The sequence below is a fragment of the Nitrospira sp. CMX1 genome (assembly GCF_054902215.1).
Window position 1 is genome coordinate 1 of the sequence record NZ_JBUBKD010000049.1, and the last position, 21120, is coordinate 21120.

Annotated in this window: 16 protein-coding genes; 6 read left to right on the forward strand and 10 right to left on the reverse strand. The window is 55.1% G+C overall.

What is annotated here, in order from left to right; all coding sequences use genetic code 11:
• Window positions 1–215: 215 nt before the first annotated feature.
• The gene (locus ACYX34_RS13105; RefSeq protein WP_462077014.1) at window positions 216–1475 is read right to left on the reverse strand and encodes a trypsin-like serine peptidase; all 1260 of its coding nucleotides are present in this window, start codon (window positions 1473–1475) and stop codon (window positions 216–218) included.
• Window positions 1476–2078: 603 nt separating this feature from the next.
• On the opposite strand from ACYX34_RS13105, the gene ACYX34_RS13110 reads away from it, so the two are divergent.
• The 5 genes from ACYX34_RS13110 to ACYX34_RS13130 all read left to right on the forward strand — a co-directional run bounded on the left by ACYX34_RS13110 (window position 2079) and on the right by ACYX34_RS13130 (window position 8953).
• Entirely contained in the window at window positions 2079–3020 is a 942-nt protein-coding gene (locus ACYX34_RS13110) for a metallophosphoesterase family protein (protein ID WP_462077015.1), read from the forward strand.
• A gap of 475 nt (window positions 3021–3495) precedes the next feature.
• The gene (locus tag ACYX34_RS13115; protein ID WP_462077016.1) at window positions 3496–3753 is read left to right on the forward strand and encodes a hypothetical protein; all 258 of its coding nucleotides are present in this window, start codon (window positions 3496–3498) and stop codon (window positions 3751–3753) included.
• A gap of 399 nt (window positions 3754–4152) precedes the next feature.
• Window positions 4153–5589: a class II fumarate hydratase gene (locus ACYX34_RS13120; protein WP_462077017.1), complete on the forward strand. Its 1437-nt coding sequence runs from the start codon at window positions 4153–4155 to the stop codon at window positions 5587–5589.
• A gap of 109 nt (window positions 5590–5698) precedes the next feature.
• The gene (locus ACYX34_RS13125; protein WP_462077018.1) at window positions 5699–6409 is read left to right on the forward strand and encodes a CHAP domain-containing protein; all 711 of its coding nucleotides are present in this window, start codon (window positions 5699–5701) and stop codon (window positions 6407–6409) included.
• A gap of 135 nt (window positions 6410–6544) precedes the next feature.
• A complete protein-coding gene (locus tag ACYX34_RS13130; protein WP_462077019.1) occupies window positions 6545–8953 on the forward strand; it encodes a Tex family protein in 2409 nt (802 codons plus the stop codon).
• Between the two features lie 121 nt (window positions 8954–9074).
• Here ACYX34_RS13130 and ACYX34_RS13135 read toward each other — a convergent pair whose 3' ends face one another.
• The 7 genes from ACYX34_RS13135 to accC form a co-directional block, all read right to left on the reverse strand.
• Entirely contained in the window at window positions 9075–9329 is a 255-nt protein-coding gene (locus tag ACYX34_RS13135; RefSeq protein ID WP_462077020.1) for a SemiSWEET transporter, read from the reverse strand.
• A gap of 3 nt (window positions 9330–9332) precedes the next feature.
• Entirely contained in the window at window positions 9333–10001 is a 669-nt protein-coding gene (gene tenA, locus ACYX34_RS13140) for a thiaminase II (RefSeq protein ID WP_462077021.1), read from the reverse strand.
• A 90-nt stretch (window positions 10002–10091) separates the two neighbouring features.
• Window positions 10092–11495 carry a Si-specific NAD(P)(+) transhydrogenase gene (gene sthA, locus ACYX34_RS13145; protein ID WP_462077022.1) on the reverse strand — a complete coding sequence of 468 codons (1404 nt, stop codon included), beginning with the start codon at window positions 11493–11495 and terminating at the stop codon, window positions 10092–10094.
• A gap of 96 nt (window positions 11496–11591) precedes the next feature.
• Complete coding sequence (gene tpx / locus ACYX34_RS13150; protein ID WP_462077023.1) at window positions 11592–12248, reverse strand: thiol peroxidase; 657 nt, start codon at window positions 12246–12248, stop codon at window positions 11592–11594.
• A gap of 55 nt (window positions 12249–12303) precedes the next feature.
• On the reverse strand, window positions 12304–13209 hold the full coding sequence (locus ACYX34_RS13155) for an alpha/beta fold hydrolase (protein WP_462077024.1): 906 nt from the start codon (window positions 13207–13209) through the stop codon (window positions 12304–12306).
• A gap of 79 nt (window positions 13210–13288) precedes the next feature.
• A complete protein-coding gene (gene oadA / locus ACYX34_RS13160; RefSeq protein WP_462077025.1) occupies window positions 13289–15244 on the reverse strand; it encodes a sodium-extruding oxaloacetate decarboxylase subunit alpha in 1956 nt (651 codons plus the stop codon).
• A gap of 395 nt (window positions 15245–15639) precedes the next feature.
• Window positions 15640–17058, reverse strand: a complete 1419-nt coding sequence (gene accC, locus ACYX34_RS13165; RefSeq protein ID WP_462077026.1) for an acetyl-CoA carboxylase biotin carboxylase subunit — start codon at window positions 17056–17058, stop codon at window positions 15640–15642.
• 257 nt (window positions 17059–17315) lie between these two features.
• On the opposite strand from accC, the gene ACYX34_RS13170 reads away from it, so the two are divergent.
• Window positions 17316–18389, forward strand: coding sequence for a hypothetical protein (locus ACYX34_RS13170; RefSeq protein ID WP_462077027.1), 1074 nt, complete (start codon window positions 17316–17318; stop codon window positions 18387–18389).
• A 135-nt stretch (window positions 18390–18524) separates the two neighbouring features.
• Here the strand turns inward: ACYX34_RS13170 and ACYX34_RS13175 are convergent, their stop codons facing one another.
• The gene (locus tag ACYX34_RS13175; RefSeq protein ID WP_462077028.1) at window positions 18525–18710 is read right to left on the reverse strand and encodes a DUF5989 family protein; all 186 of its coding nucleotides are present in this window, start codon (window positions 18708–18710) and stop codon (window positions 18525–18527) included.
• Between the two features lie 27 nt (window positions 18711–18737).
• Window positions 18738–20045 carry a 4Fe-4S binding protein gene (locus ACYX34_RS13180; protein ID WP_462077029.1) on the reverse strand — a complete coding sequence of 436 codons (1308 nt, stop codon included), beginning with the start codon at window positions 20043–20045 and terminating at the stop codon, window positions 18738–18740.
• Window positions 20046–21120: the final 1075 nt, after the last annotated feature.

The following is a 21120-nucleotide window of genomic DNA, read 5'->3' on the forward strand; positions in this document are numbered from 1 at the left end:
GTGGCGTAAACTAGTTGAAAGAGGTTCTTCCGCAGTAACGGCCCGCCTCCTCAGGCGGGCCGTTTTCGTTTTACCTCTCAATGACGTCATCCTCGTCGAAAAGACGCGGTTCCCTGATTTGCTGTGGGAATCCCTCGTCTCTTCGGATGCGCTGGCGTTGGGAGTAACCGGAACAGTTGCCCGTCGGCTGTCCTCATCGCTCGGTAGTCTGTCCCTCATGAACAACGTGGGTCGGAACCGGCACAGGCGTTGTTGACTAAGGTCACGATATTCGAGCTCGTGAACGGACTCGCTCCCTGCTGCTTGATCGTGGTATCGATATAGGCCCAACTGGTCACTCCGACCACGATGTTGGGAGTGGCATAGATGCCTACTCTCTCGCTGCTCACCGGCTGAATTCCAAAATTGTTGAGCCATGGTCCACCGCTTGATCCGCCTGTCATCAGTGACCCAATGATCATGTTGCTCATGAGTGTGGCCGATGCGACAAACCCCTGTGAGTCAGTCCTCTGCATCAAGAGTCCTCCATCAAGTGCGACGGGGTAGCCGAGTTGAGTCACTTGCGTGAGGCCCCGCCCAGTGACTCCCCACTGGTTCCACCTGTAGCCATACCACCCAGTACAAGTGCCAGGATAGGTGGGATTCGTCTGAGGAGCCAATTCGATGACAGCGACGTCATCCTTACAGACCACACCGGGAGCAGTAGGGGCACATTGAGTCGCCGCACCGTTGAAGTATCCAGTTGGGACCCATACCCGTGATGCCGTCCATACGCGGTAGGGAGCTTGTCCCTGCCGGTACCCCGGGACAAATTTAAAGTTCGTAAATAGTTTCTTCGTTCCATAGTCGGTGACACAGTGAGCCGCTGTGACGACAAGGCCTCGTTTGATCAGTGAGCCGGAACACACAAATGTGTCGGAGCCGATCGTAAAGAACAGTCTGCCGGTTGCCCGATACGGATACATCATATTCGTCGGAGTCGGAACTTTCGTCGGACCCGAGGCGAGATCTGCGCGAGCCGTACTGAAGGGATGATTGGACAGGCCGAATTGCTGGGATTGGAATTCAGGCCCTTCCTGCATATCAAGTGCGATCAGCGGCACTCCAAGTTCAACCGGATCAGTGGTTCCATCACCTTCGAAACCCGCTGTTTCGCCGGCATCGACATCAGCGGAGGTTTGAGCGGAGGATTGGAGTTGATTGACGAGATTGTGAATGAAATCCTGTCCGGCCTGTGCAGAGACGCTCATGGGAGCTTTGGGGATGGCACGTACCCTGGCTGTGACAAAGTCGACCGTCTGGTTAGTTCCTGGAGTGACCTGCACCCCTGTCACGCCTCCTTTGTTGATGATTTCTTGCGCCTGTACGGACGTTGCCACGATGGTCAGGACGCATCCACCTATCGTGAGCAATCGTATGATAGAAGAAAATCCGTGCTTCATCTGCTCCTCCTTCTTGTAAGGTGCCAGTATCATGTGTGTAGTCGTTCCACACCTGTTGCCGCACGTTGGGCTACATCATCTCGTTTCAATGACTCGTTCTGGGAGATCGTGCATGACGCACCTCCCCTCGCATAGATCTCCGTCTCATGTAAGGATCTTTCTATGACCAGGCAATCCGTATCGGGATGCAGTGGGTTGGACAAGGATGGAAGGGGTATTGCCGTTTACAGCGAGAGTCGTGTGTGTGAGTAGGCAGTCTCTCGTGGCAAGCCCGATGACGCGATAGGAGATGACGAATGAGCGCATTGGTTCTGATCATGATTCTGCGTAATTTCAACAGTGTAAATGTTTTCGACTGGCGAAGGAAGCCCCTTGGAGCGCTGCAGGTATTGAGTGGGTAGGAGGGCGCGATGCGCGTAGAGTAATTGAGTGAACGGCAAGGGCGATGGTGCCGGTTGCGTGGGTGGGGGATAGATCGTGGTGCGAGGTTATTATTGTGGGTTGAGAGACTTGTGTCTTGGCTCACCACCGCTTGAAATCCGTCACGCGGCAATGACGTTGCTGTGAGGCGGTCCGCTTAGCTCGTTGGGCCTTAATATTTGCATCTCACACAGGTGTTCTGCTTCAATCGTTAGAATGTCATACAGGAATGTGATGGTCGGAGTTGCTCAACGAGTTTTACTCGGTCTGTGTGCCCTGGTTCTCTGTCCTCTGTGGGCACCTGCCGAGGTGATGGATTCAGCGGATCCTCTTATTGTGGCGGTCGGTGATATCGCGTGCCCGCCGTCTGACAAAGGACCCTTGCACGAGTTCACTCTGGTCGAGGTCTGTCGACAGATGGAGACTTCTGAATTGGCGTTGCAGATCGATGGTTTGGCTGCCGTCCTTACATTGGGAGACAATCAATATCCCACAGGTGCTCTTGGAGACTTTCAAAGTTCGTATGATCGTTCGTGGGGTCGATTGAAGTCGATGACCCATCCGAGCATTGGGAACCACGAAGGACTTGGCGAGGGCTATTACACGTACTTTGGAGCTGCAGCAGGACCACGTGAGCACGGGTATTACAGTTTCGATATCGGAGCATGGCATGTGATTGCCTTGAACAGCAACAGCGAATGCCGGATGGTGGCTTGTGATTCAACGTCAGCCCAGCTCGCATGGCTTCGCGAAGATTTAGCGACACATCCATCCCTCTGCACGTTGGCCTATTGGCATCATCCACGATTTTCGTCCGGTCGGCACCAAAACAACAACGTCATGAGCGCGATCTGGGAGGCGCTCTACGCTGCGGGCGTTGACCTTGTGCTCTCCGGCCATGATCATGACTATGAACGGTTCGCACCATTGGATGCTGATGGTCGAGTCGACAAGATACACGGGATCCGCTCGTTCATCGTCGGGACTGGTGGTGCACATCATGCCGAGTTTGGCACCATCAAGAACGGGAGTCAGGTGAGAAACAGCGATACCTTCGGCGTTCTCAAACTGATTCTTCATCCGACCAGCTACGAATGGGAATTTGTGCCTGAGGCTGGGAAAACCTTCACCGATAAGGGGAAAGGCCGCTGTCACTAGCCTACAGTGTTTATGGTCGTTCATCACCATTCGACAACCCTCCTCTCAGTTTGCTGAAGCTCTCAGGATCCCGAGCCTCGTCGAGTCTTTGGCTCCAGCGGATCTTGTGAATCGCTTTGGTCAGCGGCTTCAAGTTTCAGGCCCGCGTATCTTGAAGCGTTGAACATGAAACCTGGAACTCACGATCGCAGAAACAAACGACGACTATTCTTGAAGCAAGATGTTCCTTAGTAATGCGGGTAGGCCATTCGGCGTAAAGATCATACCGGTCCAATCAGATCTACCTGCCAGAGACATTCAACTGGATTGCGTTGCTGGTGGAATCAAGTAGAGTGCCTTCCGTGTCATGCGACACACTCGAGCATGCCAGAGGTGGGGTGTCATCTGAGTCGAGAAGTCGCTACGAGAAAGGAGGGTGGTTCTCCATAAGACGATCGAGCTTGTTCACACAGCGGGTATGTGTGAGGAGGTGACGATGAAAATTTTCTGCTACGTGTTGATGACGGTCGGCATGATGCTGGCGCTCGGAGGGGTCGTCGCGGTGTTCAACTTTGACCAGCCTTCAGATATGTTTTCGTTGGTCTGGTGGATGATCGTCGGTGGATGGTCGCTTGTCTTGACCGGGATGGGCGTCGATATCCTGCAGTTGTTTACGGGCGTGAGACGCGAACCTGTGTATACCTTTCATCCCGAGGCTGAGAAAGTAAATGGAGTTGAGGAAAAAGTTACTTGAGTGTGAGGGGTGCAGAGGCGAACCAAACCTGATCTCGTCACTCGTACAAGGTGTCTAACTAGATGGCGTAGACTCGCCTCATGAATCAGACGTTCCCGATTTTTAGCCTTCCGCTCCTGCCGTTTTCACTTCAGCAGTTGTTCTCCGTGCGAGACCTCATCCACGTATGGGCGAGGAGAAGATCGTAAATTGGAAGTGCTACCTCCCAACGAGTGAACAGCATTTCTACGCTGTCGATCATCCAACTCCGATGAGAGGGAATATCGAGTGCTGTACGAGCACCTTCCGGCTGACGTATCAGCGGTCAGCGGGCTGTCCATGCTCTTGTGAAAGGTGGCGTGCAGAGTTTATCATGACGCCCGCAAGGAGTTGGAACCTCTTACAGATGGAGCACTGTGCATGAAAAAAGATCAGAATACCCTGTCGACACCGACTCGCATTGAACGAGACACCATGGGGGAACTGGCTGTTCCTGCCGACGCGTATTACGGAGTGCAGACCGCCCGTGCCATTGAGAATTTTCCGATCAGCCCGCTTCGGATGCCGCGTTCGGTGATTCGGGCGATGGGTATGATTAAACGAGCGGCTGCGACGGTGAATCACTCTCTTGGGTTGCTGGACAAGAAACCAGCAGAGGCCATTAAACGGGCGGCTACCGAAGTGGTCGAGGGCAAGCTGGATGCCGAGTTTCCCGTGGATATTTTCCAGACAGGGTCAGGGACCTCCACGAATATGAATACGAACGAGGTCATCTCCAACCGTGCCACGGAATTGCTCGGTGGGGCACGAGGCAGCAAGCTCGTGCATCCGAATGACCATGTCAACTTGGGCCAGTCAAGCAACGACGTGATTCCCACGGCCATTCATATCGCCGCGTCCGAGATGATGCAGCAGCAACTCCTGCCGGCGTTGACTCGTCTTCACAAGGTCTTGAAGGCCAAAGCCAAGGAGTTCGACACGATCGTCAAGATCGGACGTACGCACCTGCAAGACGCGACGCCGGTTCGATTGGGGCAAGAATTCGGCGGCTATGCTCGTCAGATCGAGCTTGGGATTGAACGGGTGAAACAAGCGCAGCACGCGTTGAGCGAGGTGGCCTTAGGTGGAACTGCTGTGGGGACGGGGCTGAACTGCCATCCGAAGTTTTCTGCCAAGGTGATGGCAATTATTTCGAAAGAGACCGGCTGTTCGTTCAAAGAAGCCAAGAATCATTTTGAAGCGCAGTCGGCTCAAGACTCGCTCGTTGAGGCGAGCGGGCAGTTACGCGTGGTTGCGGTGAGTCTGATGAAGATTGCCAACGACATTCGGTGGCTGGGGTCCGGTCCTCGTTGTGGACTCGGTGAAATCAATCTACCGGAGACGCAACCGGGATCGTCCATCATGCCGGGCAAGGTCAATCCGGTCATTGCCGAGTCCGTGACGATGGTCTGTGCCCAAGTCATTGGAAACGATGTCACGGTGACGGTCGGTGGGCAGGCCGCTAATTTTGAACTGATCGTGATGATGCCGGTGATGGCCTATAACCTGCTTCAGTCTATCGAACTGCTTGCCACGGCATCGAGTAATTTTTCGGCGAAATGTGTCGAAGGCATCAAAGCGAATGAAGAACGCTGCAAGAGCCTCATCGAGGAAAGTCTGGCCATGTGCACGGCGCTGGCGCCGGAGATCGGGTATGAAGCTGCGGCCAAACTGGCCAAGGACGCGTATAAGTCCGGGAAGACCGTGCGGCAGGTGGCGAAGGAGCAGAAGGTGTTGGCAGAGAAGCGTCTTGCGGAACTCCTCGATCCGTGGCGCATGACGGAGCCAGGCGGGCCGGTGGGCAGTGCGGGTGGGTAACGGTGGCGTGCGGAACTTCTCGATCCATGCTGCGGGGCTGAATCAGGCGGGTCGTGGAATCAGAGAGCAGGTATTGTCTTCCAGCAGCGGATCTGTATACTGAAGGACAATGAATCTACCTTTGTTCCGTTCCTGTTGCACAATAGGGCTTCTCACCTTGTTGCTCGCGGGGACATTCTCCGGCTGTGCCGCCAACGCCCGCCAGTCGGCCGCCTCTGATCGGACGATGATTCCCACGACGGGCACGCGAGGAATGTTGTGCTGTGCTATGGCCAAAGGGATGCCAGGGCAGACGGCACTGGCTAAAACGGCCGTGCGTTTTGTCGGACAGTCTCGAATTCAGATCGGTGGCCGAAATTATAATCCCGATTGTTCTGGGTTTGTGCGAGGGGTGTATGCCTCACAGCGGGTCGATCTCTATAGTGGATTAGGAGAGCTGGATGGAGGAAACGGGGTAGGGCGCATCTACACCCATGTGGTCGAACATGGTCGGATTCATTACGGCCCGACCATTCATCCGGGAGACTTGGTCTTTTTTCATAACACCTGGGATTTCAATGGAGACGGCGTACCCAATGATCCGCTCACGCATATCGGCGTGGTGGAGAAGGTCGAGCCCGATGGAACCGTGCTCTTCGTCAGTTCACTATCACGGGGGATTGAGCGGTATCGCATGAATCTTCGATATCCCGATATCCACAAAACGACCGATGGTCGAGTGTTCAACGATTTTCTCCGCCGCAAGCGGTTTGGTGACGGCATGGGGACTCATTACCTGGCTGGGCAGTTATTTGCCGCGTTCGGAACTCTTTCGCACTAGCCCATGGATCGTTCTCCTGTCTTGTTCTGTCCTCCTGAACGTGAATCGTTCTTCTTTTTACAGTGACGTCCTCTTCTTCACCTCTCAGAGAGCGCGGGTAGATCACGCGTTCGGAAAGATAGGCGTTTGATGCCGATGACGACTGAAACGACTGAAACAATTCAAATCGCATCCGATGTCCTGCAGCGCAAGATTGTTCCGCTCATCGCCAAGGAACTCGGTGTCGGCGGTCCACGAGTAGCTGCTGCGGTGGCATTACTCGATGAAGGAGCGACGGTTCCCTTTATTGCGCGGTATCGGAAAGAGGCGACAGGGAATCTGGACGATACGCAACTCCGGACGTTGGAAGAGCGCCTGCGCTATCTGCGTGAGCTGGAGGAGCGGCGCGCAGCCGTGTTGGCTTCCATTGAGGAGCAAGGGAAGCTTACGGACGCCTTACGCACGGCGATCGAGGCGGCTACGACCAAACAGGCCGTCGAAGACCTCTATCTTCCATTTAAACCGAAACGACGCACACGCGCGCAGATCGCGCGTGAAGCAGGGCTGGAGCCATTGGCAGATGGCCTGTTGGCCGATCCTCTGTTGGTTCCCGAGCAGGAGGCACTCAAGTACATCCGCGTGGTGCCGGCTTCGGACGGAGTAGAGGCCGTCAATGTGCCGGATGTCAAATCCGCACTCGAAGGCGCTCGGGACATCTTGATGGAACGGTTTGCGGAAACCGCCGATCTTCTCGCCGCGATACGAACACGTTTGTGGAACGAGGGCATTTTGACCTCCACGGTGATGAAGGACAAAGAAACAGCTGAAGAGGAAAAGTTCCGTGACTACTATGCCTATTCGGAACCGATCAAGGCCATTCCTTCGCATCGAGCATTGGCACTGTTCCGGGGTCGCACCCTCGGGGTGTTAAAGCTTGAGCTGGGTTTGGGAGAGGGGCTTGACGCAATGGTCCCACATCCCTGTGTCGCCATGATTGCGGCTCATGCCGGAATTGCCGATCGAGGTCGACCGGCGGATAAGTGGTTGGCCGCCGTCTGTGAGTGGACGTGGCGTGTGAAAATGCATCTGACCATCAGTGCGGAGCTGCTCGTGCAATTGCGGGAAGCTGCTGAGGCGGAGGCGATCAGAATTTTCGCAAAAAACCTCCATGAGTTGTTGTTGGCGGCTCCGGCCGGGCCCAAGGCCATCCTCGGTTTGGACCCTGGTATACGCACCGGGTGTAAAGTGGCGGTCGTTGATGCGACGGGAAAGTTGTTGGGCACAGAGACGATCTATCCTCATCAACCACGTAACGATTGGCAGGGAGCATTGGAGGTCTTAGTTCGGCTAATTGTGCGTCATGGTGTGGAATTGCTGGCGATCGGCAACGGCACTGCAAGTCGGGAAACGGACAAGTTGGCCGGGGAGGCAATCAAACTGGTCACAGCTCAAAAGCCTGAATACAAGTTCGCCAAAATCGTGGTGAGCGAAGCAGGGGCATCAGTCTACTCGGCTTCGGCCTTTGCGGCGGCGGAGTTCCCTGAGTTGGATGTCAGCTTGCGAGGGGCCGTGTCCATTGCGAGACGGTTACAGGATCCGCTCGCGGAGCTGGTAAAGATCGAGCCGAAAGCCATCGGAGTCGGCCAATATCAGCATGACGTGGATCAGAAGGCGTTGGCGAGATCGCTTGATGCTACGGTCGAAGATTGTGTCAATGCTGTGGGAGTGAACGTGAATACGGCATCGGTCCCGTTACTGGAACGGGTGTCGGGTCTCAATAAGGCGTTAGCTCGAAACATCGTGGACTATCGTAATGCGAACGGGCCATTTCCCAATCGGGCGGCGATCCGCAAGGTTCCTCGGCTTGGTGACAAGACGTTTGAGCAAGCGGCAGGCTTCCTGCGCATCCCGGACGGTGACAATCCGTTGGACTGTTCCGCTGTTCATCCGGAGGCCTATCCGTTGGTTGAACGGATTCTGAGCAAATTAGGAACGGGGATTGCGGAGGTGATGGGCCGGCCGGCCGTTTTGAAAGGGGTGTCGGCTGCTGATTTTACCGATGAGAAGTTTGGGCTGCCGACGGTACAAGATATTTTCAGCGAACTCGAAAAACCGGGACGCGATCCTCGGCCTGAATTCAAGACGGCGACGTTCCGTGACGGGGTCGAATCGGTGAGTGACTTGCTGTCGGGTATGGTGCTCGAGGGGGTGGTCACGAATGTGGCAGCCTTCGGAGCCTTTGTCGACATCGGGGTGCATCAGGATGGGCTGGTGCATGTGTCCGCACTGGCCAATCGATTCATCAAGGATCCGCATGAGGTGGTGAAGCCGGGACAGGTGGTCAAGGTGAAGGTGATCGACGTCGATCTGAAACGCCAGCGCATCGCGTTGACGATGCGCCTTGATGATGCCGCAAGCCGTCCGGCTGTGCCTGCCCAGTCCGGTACCAATGCAGCCGGTGCTCAACGCGGGCGAGGGCTATCTGGATCGAACCAGACCGCACAACCACCTCAGCCGCTCAGCGCCATGGCTCTCGCGTTGGCGAAGGCGAGGCAGAAGGCGTAGCGTACGCCTGTTCTCCCCTGTAGGTGATGGGCTTGCACCACTATCAGCCGTGTGCCATTGGCACACCATCAGCAGTTTCGGTCGCTTGCTCGTTGGTAGGCTGCGGGCAGGTCCTATTACACTACCCATACTTGAATTTCAGTGTGATGATTCCACATTGGAGTAGGAGCGTGACGGCGTTAGCGAGAATGACGGGCAACGAATCGATCCAGATGCCGTAGATGAGCCACAACAGGACGCCTGTGCTGAATGTCGTGACCATCCCCCAGGACAGATCCCCGGTTGATTTGGACTGCCAGGCCTTCGCAATCTGAGGAATGAACGCAATCGTGGTCAGTGTGCCGGCGATCAACCCCAGCGTTGTGACTCCGTCCACTTTTTACACCGGCCACTTTTCTTCGCGCCAGGCCATGTCCCAGAACATCCATTCATAGCGTGAACTGATGATGAAAGAGTCTTCCATCCGTCGGAGTTCGTCTTTTCCGGCTGTCTTGGCCCACTGATCCACTTTCTTCCGCATCCATATCTGGACGTCCGCAAACTCGGGAGATGCATAGAGCATGAGCCACTCACGATAGGGATGGTTCTTGGCCGGTGAGCCTTTTTGCAATAAATGTTGTCCCACCACACAGTAGACCCATGCGCAGGGAAGGGCCACGACGGTGATTTCCGTGGCTGTCCCCGTTGCGGCTACCGCAAGCATGTGTCTGGTGTACGCATAATTGGTCGGCGCCATGGGAACGGAGGTCATCTGTTTCGCGGTCATGTTCCAGCGTTTGCCGTAATTTTCGTGCAGGCTGCGCTCGACGACGATCGTCTCCTCTGCCAGCTTGTTGAAACGGAGGCCGCTCTCTGAGTCAGGCGCTTTGACGGCTGCAGCAGAGAATACACGCGCGAGGTCGCCGAGAAATCGAGCATCTTGCAGGATGTAATATTTGAACTTCTGCTCAGGCAATGTTCCGTTGCCGAGTGCGACGACAAAGGGGTGCGTCAATTGGGAATCCCAGATCGAGCTGGCGAGTTTGCGGAGGTTGTTTGAGAATGACATGTGTTCTCCGATGTGGGAAGTGGTTTGTTTTGAGCTGGAACGTAACTTTCAACACTCACAAGTCAACAGGTAGCCCTAGGTGCTCCCACATTAGAGATACGGAATCCAGGGTCTGGGGAGGCGGTTCATTCCGTCCAATGCTGCGACTTTATAGCACTCGGCCAACGTCGGATAATTGAAGACGGTATCGATAAAGTAATCAATTTTACCATGAAAGGCCATCACGGCTTGACCGATGTGGATCAATTCGGTAGCGCCTTCCCCGATGGCGTGCACCCCTAACAGATGTCGAGTGTGTCGATGAAACAAGAGCTTCAGCATGCCGGTTTCGTCACCGATCAATTGCCCACGAGCGATCTCCTTGTAGCGGGCGATGCCGACGCCGTACGGTATACCGGCTTGTTTGAGCTCTTCCTCATTTCTACCGACCATGGAGATTTCCGGAATGGCATAGATGCCATAGGGGAGGAGTGCGGTATCCATGCGATCCGGATGGCCGAAGGCATGGCTGGCTGCGTGTCGACCCTGTTGCATGGATGTCGACGCCAGCGCCGGGAATCCGATGACGTCGCCAGCTGCATAGATGTGAGGAAGCGTGGTTTGAAAATGTTCATTCACGGTCAACCGTCCTCGGATATCCGGGTGGAGGCCGATTGATTCTAGATGCAGGGGTGCGGTCGCGCCGACGCGGCCAATGGCATACAGGAGCGTGGCGGTGTGAAGCGGTGGATGATTCCGTAAGGAGACCTGGACCGCCTGCTTTCCTGTTCGCGTGATCGCGACAACTTCTTCGTCGTGATAGAGCGTGACGCCAAATTCTTTCATCTGGCGCTGGAGTGTCTCAATGATTTCTGTGTCGACGAATTCCAACAGCCGGGGACGCTTATCGATGAGTGTGACGGGAACTCCCAAGGCGGCAAGCATCGACGCATATTCGGTTCCGATCACGCCCCCTCCAACAATGACGAGGGATTTGGGAATATGTCGTAAGGACAGAAGCCCGTCTGTATCGATAATCGTGTGATCATCGAAGGGAACCTCAGACGGCCGAGCCGGCTCGGTTCCCACGGCAATGACGAAGAAGTCGGCCGTCAGTTCGACCACTCCGCGAGGGGTGTGTACATGAAGTCGATGGGGGTCGAGAAAACTGGCCGTTCCGAAATACATATCCACTCGGTTGCGGGCCATCTGCTGTTGGACGATCTGTATCTCATGTTTGATGACGTGATCGGCACGGAAGGCCAGGTCTTCGATCGTGATCGTCTTTTTCAACCGGTATTCGCCTCCGTAGATGTTGCGCTGTCGAAATCCGGACAGGTAGAGGACGGCTTCACGGAGTGATTTGCTGGGAATCGTTCCCGTATTGATGCAGACGCCGCCGAGGACCATCTTGCGCTCGATGATTCCGACTTTCTTGCCGAGCTTGGCCGCCTGAACGGCAGCCTTCTGTCCTGCCGGTCCCGTACCGATGACGAGTAAATCGTAGTGAGGCATGAGGCTCTTGAACGAGAGAGGGGAAGGTTGAGGGCCAGGAACGATTGACGTATTCCAGACGAGGCCCGGCCTCAACGACCTTCCCCGCGTTTTCCCCTAACTCTCGGTGACCAACCGACGGGCGAATTGGAATGCTTCTTCCATGTCCGGGAGTTGAGCAACCTCAGGAGTTATTTGAAGATAGCGGATGGTGTTTGTCTTATCAATGACCATGACCGCTCTCGTCAAAATGTGCAGGCCTTCCAAGAAGAGGCCATGGGTTTTCCCAAACTCACCTCCACGATAGTCGGAGAGGAAGGTCACGTTGGCGATCTTGGCTTCTCCGGCGAATCGCTTTTGAGCGAAGGGGGTATCGACGCTGACGGTGATCAGTTCCACCATCTTATCGAGGCCTTTATTCCGTTCGCTCAGAATATGGGTCTGCTGTTCGCAGACCGGGGTATCAAGGGAGGGGACGATACTGATGATCCGGACCTTGCCTGTCCCTTTGGTTTCTCCGATGTTCACGAGGGACAAGTCATTCTGTGCCACCTTCACATCACGGAGCGCATCGCCGACCTTCACTCCGTGACCGGTAAGTGACAGCGGGTTGCCTTTGAAGAGGACCTTATTGCCTTCGCCCGCGACTGCCGTATCGTTGGATACGGGCAGGTTTTTGTATAAGAAGGGGGTGCTCGCTGTCGTCTGACAACCGACGACAGCAACAGAGAGGCACAGCATTGTGCCGATGAAGCCAGAAGATTGTTTCCGCATTGTATGCTCCTTTCCCAACACAGGATTGTTCAGGGTCCTCACGCAGACTGTCCGTTTAGGGTGACGAGTGAATATACTCGATCAGTGATCGGTTCACCAGGTCCGGGCGTTCCCATTGCGGCATATGTCCGGCCTGGGGGATCGTGACGAACGTTGATCCCCGGATGCTCTGGTGGAGCGCTGCTCCCACCGCTGCGGGAAAGACCTGGTCATGCTCACCCCAGATAATCATCGTAGGGTGCGCGATGTCCTTGATACGCGGCGCAAACTCAGTTTCCCACAAGGGGAGGGTCTTTTTCATGGCCATGAGGGGTTTGATGATGCCGGGGCGCCGACGATTGCGGTTGGAGCGTTCAAGGACGGCCGGTGTCAGGAGGCTATGGTCGTGGATGACCTCTTTCAGGACCGAGTCGGTGACCAGCCAGCCGAACAGCCAGTTTCCGAATGACACGAGCCACCACGGGGCCTGTGATTCCAGTGCACGACGGAACGATGGAGCGGTGACGTTGGTCAGAATATCCGGCGGCAATCCATCGATGAGGACGAGTGTGTCGACACGGGTCGGGTGTGTCAGTGCCATGCCGATGACCAAGCCGGCTCCCATCGAATTACCGACGAGCGTGGCATGGGGGACCTCCAGCGCGTCCATGAATCCAACCAAGAAGTCCATCATCTGATCGGGTTGGTAGGCAATATCTGGCTTGTCGGATAGTCCGGAACCGGGGAGGTCGAGTGTCACGGTGCGAAACTGGTGGGACAAGCCCTGTTGCTGATGTTCCCACTGCCACATAGAACCGCCAAACCCATGGATCAAGATGACCGGCGGGCCGGTCCCGACATCGAGATAGGCTAGCCGTTGGCCATGGACGAGAACGGTCTTGATCGGGAGGGGTTCGACCGGGGTACGTGCTAAGGGCTCAAAGTAGGGTGGAATCTGTGCGGGCGGAGTACAGGCGGCCATGAGACAGCAGAGAACGTAGGGGAGGAATAGTCCCCGTGTCCATGGCGGATATGGGATGGCCCGAGGATGAGCGAGGAGACTACTCCAATTGAATGACTGTCTCATCCGTTTTGACGTTATCGCCGTCGTTGACCAAGATCGCAGAGACTTTCCCGTCAATCGGTGCCGGTACCCGACTTTCCATCTTCATCGCTTCGATGATCAAGAGCGGATCACCGGCCTTCACGCAATCATTCACGGCAACAAGAACCTTTACCACGCGACCGGGCATGGGAGGAGCCACATCACCTGGTTTTGCCGGTTTGGGACGCTTGGGCTTTCCTGTCGTCCCAATCTCTTGGGACTCCGGAACGCCGGCGAGTACTTCCTGAATCGGCTCGAGCGAGACTTCTTCCAGTTTATCGTTGATACGGATGTAGTAGGGTTTGTGGCCGTCGACCTTACGGCCGGAGCCTGAGACCTTCACATGATAGGTCTCGCCATGGACCGTGACATTGAACTCGACCGGAGCCAAATGTAACTCGTGCGCCGTCGAAGGGCCCTTTGCCGATCCGATGTCCAGAGGTTCAGGGGTCAAGTCGCCCTTCTCACGTGCCTCGAAAAAGTCACGTGCGATGGGAGGAAACAGCACAAACGACAGCTGGTCTTCAACGCTTTGAGCCGAAGCCGGCAGCTCTTTCTTGGCGTCATCGAGTTCCGGCTCCAATCGATCAGCCGGCCTGGTCTTGATGGGGGTTTCATCACCGGTTGCGCGCGCCATGACATCGAGGTCGACCTGTCCCGGCGCACGTCCATAGAGTCCCAAAAAATAATTCTTGGTCTCGGTGGTAATGACCTTGTACCGCTCTCCGGTCAACACATTGAGGGTTGCCTGCGTGCCGACGATTTGGCTGGTCGGGGTGACCAGTGGAGGATAGCCCATTTCTTTTCGCACGCGAGGAACTTCGTCGAGCACTTCCTTCATCCGATCAAGGGCATTTTGCTCCGTCAGCTGAGCGGCTAGGTTTGACAACATGCCGCCGGGGATCTGGGAGGTGAGGATTTCCGCATCGACGCCGGTAAAGTCACTCTCGAACTGACGATATTTACGGCGAACCGACCGGAAATGTTCGGTGATCGGTTGGAAGTTGGCAAGTTCCAATCCTGTGTCGTAGGGTGTGTTTTGGAGTGAGGCCACTAATGTTTCCGTCGCGGGATGAGATGTGCCTCCCGCCAACGGCGAGATTGAGGTATCGAGCATATCGAGGCCTCCCAGGATCGCCATCAGCGAGGTCATGGAAGCCATTCCGGACGTGTAATGCGAATGGAGATGCAACGGAACCTTGACAGCGGCTTTCAGTCGACGCACCAGATGATAGGCATCAAGTGGTGCGAGCAGCCCCGCCATATCCTTGATGCAGATCGTGTCCGTTCCGAGATCTTCCAGTTTCTTGGCCAAATCGACAAACCGGTCGATGCTATGAACGGGACTCACTGTATAGCAGATGGTGGCTTCCGCATGCTTGCCGCAGGCCTTGACTTCACTCACGGCCCGATCAAGGTTCCGCACGTCATTGAGTGCGTCGAAGATACGGAAGACGTCAATACCGTTCGTCGCCGATCGCTCAATGAACCGTTCCACCACATCATCGGCGTAATGCCGATAACCGACAAGATTCTGGCCCCGCAACAACATCTGGAGCTTGGTATTGGGCATGGCCGCCCGTAATGCTCGGAGTCGTTCCCAGGGGTCTTCCTTTAAAAAGCGGAGGCACGTATCAAAGGTTGCTCCGCCCCACACCTCCAGGGACCAATAGCCGACCGCGTCCAGCTTCTGGGCGATCGGTAGCATATCCTCGGTCCGCATGCGCGTGGCCAACAAGGATTGATGCCCATCTCGTAAGGCCACGTCGGTGATCAAGACCGGTTTGCCGACGGCCGGCGTGATCGTAAACTCGCTGGGACGTGAGGCAAGCAGTTTTGAGGTCTTGCTCGATGGAGCAGCCGGTCGACTCTTCTTCTGTTGTTTCTTTGGTAGTGGTCGTCGTTTCGCCATGATGTTTCGTGTGTCTCTTCAGAGTCAGTGGGTTTGCCGGACGGAATAGGCTGCGGGAAAACCCGGTTGATACCAACTATATAGATGGACATGTCTATACGGAGTTAACACGCGAATACTATTTGGATGTTCAAATCGGATGTTCAACAAGCCCTGGTTCTCACACGCCCCATCCCGGCGCGCGGCTCGACTGTCTTCGACAAGCTCAGGCCCCGAGCCTGTCGAGGGGAGCTCGCCGAAATCCAAGATGCGCCGTTCCACGGGTGCAGCCGCAGCGAACGAAGAGGCACGGCGTACGCCTTGGTAGGTTGAGCCTCTGAGCGCTACGACCTGCCTGCGCGAAGCGCTTCGGCGAAGGCAGGGAACGTCGATGACCGACTTTTTCAGCATCCTGTCTAGAGTCCTTCATAGGCAGCGATCGCTGCTGAGAGCGCCAGTACCAGATCTTCCGGCGGCTCAAACTCCGGGTACGCATACAATTCCTGGTGCGTGTCCAGGTAGGACGTGTCAAACCGCCCTGCGATAAAATCTGGTTCCTGCATGATTGCTTCCATAAACGGGATCGTCGTCTTGAGCCCTCGAATGACATATTCCTCAAGGGAGCGTCTCATACGGCTGACGGTCTCTTCCCATGTGCGGCCCCGGACGGTCAGTTTGGCCAACAGGGCGTCATAATAGGGCGGGACGGTGTAATCCTTATAGACCGCTCCGTCGATGCGCACGCCGATCCCACCGGGAGAGAGATAGGCCGTGACGGTCCCTGTACAAGGCAGGAAATTGTTTTTAGGGTCCTCCGCATTGATCCGACATTGGATGGCGTGTCCTTGTAAGATCACATCTTTCTGCTGGATGCTGAGTGGGAGGCCCGCCGCGATCTTAATTTGATTCCGCACGATGTCAATCGCCGTGATCTGTTCAGTCACGGTATGCTCGACTTGGAGGCGTGGATTCATTTCGATGAAATAGAACTTGCCCTCTTGATCGAGGAGGAATTCCACGGTCCCCGCATTGTCATAGTTCACCGCACGCGCGATGGCGATCGCGGCGTCGCCCATCTCTTCCCGGAGCTCCTGCGTCAAGATCAACGATGGCGCGATCTCGATCAACTTCTGGTGTCGCCGCTGGATGGAACAGTCTCGCTCTCCGAGATGAATGATGTTGCCGTGTCGGTCTCCTAAGATCTGAAACTCAATATGGTGCGGTCGTTCGATGTACTTTTCGATAAACACGCTGCCGTCTCCGAAGGAGGCGTGAGCCTCGCGCGCAGCAACTTCCATGTTTTCGCGCAGTTCCTCATCGGACCGGACCACGCGCAATCCGCGACCCCCCCCACCGGCGCTTGCCTTGATCATCACCGGATAACCGGCTTTGTGGGCGAAGGCGAGGGCTTCTTTCACGTTGGTAATGGCGCCGTCCGTACCAGGCACGATCGGCACGCCCGCTGATTCGGCAAGTTCACGAGCCTTGACCTTGCTACCCATTAGGGTGATGGCATGGGTGGAGGGGCCGATAAATGTAATGCTGGAAGCCTGGCAGAGTTCGGCAAACTCTGCGTTCTCAGAGAGAAAGCCGTAGCCTGGATGAATCGCATCTGCCCCGATTCGTGCGGCGAGGTCCACGATTTGCTCGCTATCGAGGAACCCCTTTACCGGTCCCGGTCCAACCAGATAAGACTCGTCGGCCTTCTTCACGTAGATGCCGGTTGAATCCGCTTCAGAATAAATGGCGGCAGTCGCGATGTTCAATTCGCGGCAGGCGCGGATGATCCGCATGGCAATTTCACCGCGATTGGCGACTAAAATCTTCTTAAACATGCCTTCGATCCACGTGTTCGCAGGGCAAGAGGCGACAATCGAAAAGTAAGCGCGTAAGCTAGCATAGGACCAGGATTCCTGTCGAGGGAGAAGCGCCGCATGGACTCTCGCCTTGGAGATGATAGGACTGTTTGTACGCCGTCATCGGGGCAAGAATGTGATCGCTACATAGGGTGGCATCTTGTAGAATGCCTCCTGTTGTTCAGGGCGAAGGATTTTCTCGGTGCAAATCCTCAATGTCGGAAAGGGTGATTCAGATGTTACGGATCCCATCCAATTTGGTTGGTTCTGAATTCGGAGTAAGTGGGGGCAGTGGTGTTCGGCTCTGCGAGAGTCTTTCAACGACAGAGGTCCGACGGTGGTTGATACGCCGATCGCTGATGCTCTTCGCCCTCGTCTTCTGTGTGGGGCTCAATGCGAGTCCCGTACGAGGCGAGTCACCGGCTCCTTCTGTGCACTGGGGGAGCACGGCATTCCCGGACCAATATACGACGGCCACCTCAGGACTCACGCTCAATCGATTTACTCCAGTAGATGGGTTGGGGAATAAATATGACTCTACGGTGGGTAATACGCTCGGCTTCAACCTCATCACACTCAGTTGGACTAAACATTGGGACTATTCGGGAACGAGTTGGTTGTGGAAAAACTGGAGTACCAATCTCACAGCTGGGGTCAGTCCCACCAGCGATGAACCGAGCCAGTATTTTCAGAATAAGGTCGTCCATCAGCTTCGCCAACTGCCGTCAGTGCCCACGGTGGATCCGCGGAAGGAAACCGATGTCATGATCGATGGGTCGATCACTCGATGGATTTCCCTGTTTGATCGCAAGGTCGTGTTTGCCGGTGGAGGATTTTCCGTCGGCAGCATTTACCAGCAAGGGTTTCTGCGAGGCGGCATCCGTCGACTGCAGATTACCCCGTCGGTGTGGCGTTCGGAGAAGTGGGGCGATATCAACGTTCGGGTCTCTGCGATGGGGCGGATTAGCTATCAGGGCAACGGAGCGGTACTCCACTCCGTAAGAAGCACGGCGGGGCTGGTTCAGCCGGCGATTGCCATCGGTCAGTATCGGACTACGGCCACCGGTGAAACGATTCCAACCTGGGAAATCGAATTGGCACTGATGTGGGATTCCGGGATCTTTGTGAATACTACAGGGCAGAGCCAGAAGCAGTTCGCCTGGTCGCTGGCAGCCTCAGCAGGGCCGGTGCGCTTTGAAACCTGGAACGACAGCATGGGGCACCTCTCAGAGCGAGACTATGGCCCCTCCTATGGCGCCGCACTCACCGTCGATGTCCTGCGAGCTTGGAACATTATCCGAGAGCTTTGAGCGACGTCTGACACTCAATCGCCAGTATCACCGTAAACGGTGTGGTCTGTATGGATCAGAGAAAGCTTTACCCATGCATCGTGGGGTGCCATCCCTCTCGCGGTGCGTAAAGCTGTTGAGCTCCCTCGCATCTATTTAAAAGATTGTATAGATAAAGGGTGCAACCGCCGCTCCTTCGGCAAAATAGATCAACGTAGCGATCATGAGCAGTACGAAGATCACTGGAGCCAACCAATAGGATTTTCTTTCCCGCATGAACAGGAGGAGCTCTTGGGCGCTTCCTAGACTGTGTGCCGTATAATCTTTGTGCGACTCGCTCATCGTTGACTCCTTATGAGAATTTGCACGCTATTGGCTTGCTGCGGAAATTTGTCGGTCATGCTTATGGGTGCTTGTCCGTTGCGCTTTTACAGCTACCACCCACTTGCTACCCATGATGCACGTTTGCCGGAAGAGAATGAACGCGACGATGGCTCCAGGATAAAACCAGAATCCGCCGAGTTTTGACGTGATGGCACCGCCGACCAACGCAACCAGGATGGATAGGAAATCAGTCGTCGGCCCGAGCGGTTCATAGACCTGCATGTGCCGTGCATTGGTTTGATAGCCATCTTTTCTGATCAATTCCTGTTGCCAAGGACGTTTCTCATATGGTTTCAACCTGTCGGTTTGAGGGACGCCTGGGGCTGCTGTGTCTTTCAGAACATGGTCGTCACATGCGTCGATGCAGGCATAGCACTTAATGCATTCTCGGTTGATGACCTTGCCGTTAAAATGGAAGATTTCTCGACTGACATCAATTCCCTGGGGACAGGCGTTGCTACAATCTCGGCAGCCGGTACATTGTGCAACGCGTGTGATCTTGGATTGGATGGGCGAAATATTCATGAGTGGCGTCATCATCGGGGCGTATGGGCACAAAATTCTGCAGAATGCTCCTTGACCATACCGCAGATTCAACATCATGCTCATGGTGAATTGAATGAACAGTGCTAATCCGATCGATACCAAAAAGTCATTCCAGGTGGGGCGGATATCAAGATTGAACGGGGCTGTTTGAGCGAAGGCCTTCCCTTCATATCCTGGGAGGTCAGCCATAGGAGCGGGGGACATGACATTGACCTGGGGAGTAAAGCCAGTCTTCAAGATCAAAAGAATGACCGGTAGGAGCAGCACAAATAGTGCCCCTATCCTCAGCAGCCACCGATGAGGTGTATTAATGAGGATGTTTTTTTCACGCAGGTTGAGGTATTGCCGAACGTTGCACTTACGCAAGATCCAATCGGCAAACTCAATCGCGCCGCGCATATGGCAGGCCCACCCGCAAAAAGCTCGTCCCCAGATTAAAATCGAGATTAAAATCAGTGCCACCATGATCGATGCGGCATTGATGGTTCCTTTGGCAAGTGATGGAACGCCCATCATCGCCGTCTTGCCCCAAATCTGAATCCCGAACACATGCCAGGAGATGAGGTGGAACGCGATATAGGCATGCACCGATGCCAGAGCGATCATGCGATATTTGTATCGCTTTGTGGCCGGTGGAGTGGCACGACCTTTAACAGTGCATGAACTTGGAGCTACAGGCTCCGGAATATCAATTGCAATGATTGGAAGCTCGCGTCCGGATAAGGTATCAGCAGAACCTGCGTTCATGTATGTCGACTCCTCGTATGCTGCGCATACTACGCATTCATAACTATCATGTCAAAATTAACCCGAACAGTATCTCGAAAGGGGGGATAGAGAGGAGAAAGTGGGATACGTGCGGTATCAGTGGAGTTGGCCTGGATGCATCATTGATCATGTGCTTTTGGTTGCTAACAACAGTATGGCATCAGTATCCTTCACTTGACGGTGGCTGCCGATCGGGGAACTCCTGAGTTCTTCTCAGGAAAAAGCTGAACCTGAAGCAAGGTTTGATCGAGGACTCCGGGTGTACCCACATAAAGAGATCCGTAACCCTCCCCCGATACTGACACCTTAGAAGGAGATTTCAGAATGGCCAGATGCGTTGGACGACCCCTGGCGGGCCCATTAGCATGACGTTCTCTGCCTGCTCGAGGAGGAACTCATAGGCTGTCTCCTTTCGAATGTGGGAGGGGTTTTAGTGTACCGACATGGCCATAAGAACTAGCCGTTCGCTCTGGCCTCTGAGCAAAAGTTGTCAGAGCTACTGCATGAAAAAACCTTCGAATGGTCTTTTGGGGAAGAAGCGGGGGGCGCAGAGGGAGTGCATTGGATACATCTCAGTGATACGCTGAGTCTTGCGTGTCATCTGGCGGATTGTGACGATGGCCGCAGAGCAGCGGAAGTTGCGGGCCTTCCCAGATCGTATTTCTGCAGTTTGTGGTATCCAGTCGTTCGACTAACGTCCAAATCGCGGGCTGCCCCGTGGCACATTCCCACGATGCAGACTGCATCCCCTTAAGGCCCCGTGTTGACTTTTCTTGCTTGCGAGGACCGTCCGTAAACGCACAAGAGATAATCAGGCGGTATGCAGCCCTGTAAGGGGTTCTATGAAGACGAAATCAGAAAAACCCGAGTCATATATGGGCAATGGTCCAGTCTGAGGCGAGGCTTTCAAGCAGATGGGAAGCCCAAGAACCACTCGCTACTCGTGTTGGTGTGGGGCGGCTGAGGCGGTCGGCATGGTGGCCGAAATACATCCCTCGATGAACTCGACTTTGCACTGCCAGGAGGATGCGGCCTCGTTGACCCGATTGATCAC